Raw genomic sequence first — 728 nt, 5'->3', positions numbered from 1 at the left:
TGGCAAAACAGCACAGCCGCCTTGCCGAACCTGCGCTCGACGGCACCCAGCCGGTCGGCAAGGTCCTCGGCCGTGCGGCGCATGAGGAAGTCCGCACCGTCGACCGGATGAGCAAGGGCGCGCCGCTTGTGCGCCAGCCACAGAGAGGTATCCATTATCGGCTGCAACGGGCAGATCCTTTGTTTGTCCACGCTCCGGGATCGTTGATATAGTGGCGCGCAGGAGCAACCACGTGGCCGATCCGATGCCCAAGATCAAGTCCATCGCGATCACGAACCTGGCGCGGTCGGTTGTCGGCTGGCCGGCGCGTATGCTGTTTCCGCCGGTCTGCGCCGGTTGCCGCCGGCATGTCTCGCAGCCAGGCGTGCTGTGCGGCGCCTGCTGGCCGAAGCTCAGGCTGCTGGAGCGGCCATGGTGCCCGGTCATGGGCACGCCGTTCACCCATCATATGGGCGAAGGCTTTCTGTCGGCCGAGGCGATTGCCGATCCGCCGCCTTTCGAGCGGGCGCGGGCGGCGGTCGCCTATTCCGGCGTTGCCCGCCAGATGGTGCAAGGGTTGAAATACCAGGATCGCACGGATCTGGCACCATGGATGGCGCGCTGGATGGTGCGTGCGGGTGCCGATCTCATCGCCGAGGCGGATGTGGTGGTGCCGGTGCCGCTGCACTGGCGGCGCTTTTTCAGGCGGCGCTTCAACCAATCGGCGGAACTGGCGCGGGCGGTCTCGG

Annotated in this window: 1 protein-coding gene and 1 pseudogene; one reads left to right on the top strand and one right to left on the bottom strand. The window is 66.9% G+C overall.

All coding sequences use genetic code 11. From position 1 onward, the window contains the following. Positions 1-167: pseudogene (locus tag EN750_RS41315) on the bottom strand (SAM-dependent methyltransferase); the annotation flags it as partial. Between the two features lie 65 nt (positions 168-232). On the opposite strand from EN750_RS41315, the gene EN750_RS37385 reads away from it, so the two are divergent. Beyond that, a partial coding sequence (locus tag EN750_RS37385; RefSeq protein ID WP_145968332.1) for a ComF family protein occupies positions 233-728 on the top strand: 496 nt, incomplete at its 3' end.

This window comes from Mesorhizobium sp. M7A.F.Ca.ET.027.03.2.1, from assembly GCF_003999175.1.
Classification (GTDB): Bacteria; Pseudomonadota; Alphaproteobacteria; order Rhizobiales; family Rhizobiaceae; genus Mesorhizobium.
This window is presented reverse-complemented; position numbering and strand designations above follow the sequence as displayed.